Here is a 632-nt window from a genome sequence, read left to right as displayed (position 1 = left end):
GCCGAACCGGAGACATCCAGCGCCGGCACGAGTCGCTTGATCTGCTCGACATTCATCAGTTCGGCGTCGACGCCGAGATGGCGCATGGCGTTGCCGCGCCTTGCATAATCGTCGAGCTGGGCAGGGGTGTGCGCAAGGTTAAGGCAGCCGCGCTGCGAGAACATGACGTTGTAGTTGAGGTCGTGCGAGAGGTTCTCCCACAGCTTCATCGAATGCTCGTAGAAGCGGGTGTTCTGGGGCAAGAGGTAGTTCGAGCGCACGGCGGTGGTGTTGCGGCCGACATTGCCCGAGCCCAGCCAGCCTTTTTCCAGCACGGCGACGTTGGTGATGCCGTGTTCCTTGGCAAGGTAATAGGCGGTCGAAAGACCGTGGCCGCCACCGCCGATGACGATCACATCGTAGGAAGCCTTGGGGTCAGGCTTGCGCCAGGCGGGCTTCCAATCCTTGTTGCCGGCCAGCGCATTCTTGAGCAGCGAAAAGGCTGAATACTCCGCCATTCTTCCTATCGTCCTTATGATGCGAGGCGGCAGACTATAGAGCAGGCGGGAAGCGCAAAGCCAAGATTGCGCCATCGCTTTTCGACAGGCCGACTCCGCTCGACGCGACCGGGACGGCTTGCCGCTCGATAGACC

The 632-nt window shown here is 61.1% G+C and carries 1 protein-coding gene; it reads right to left on the bottom strand.

The genetic code is table 11. The features are described 5' to 3' along the window. Window positions 1–497 (bottom strand): FAD-dependent oxidoreductase (locus EOA28_RS37735; RefSeq protein WP_128315948.1); only part of this gene is annotated, 497 nt, incomplete at its 3' end. Window positions 498–632: the final 135 nt, after the last annotated feature.

The sequence above is a fragment of the Mesorhizobium sp. M2A.F.Ca.ET.067.02.1.1 genome (assembly GCF_004023285.1).
In the GTDB taxonomy this organism is placed as follows: Bacteria; Pseudomonadota; Alphaproteobacteria; order Rhizobiales; family Rhizobiaceae; genus Mesorhizobium.
This window is presented reverse-complemented; position numbering and strand designations above follow the sequence as displayed.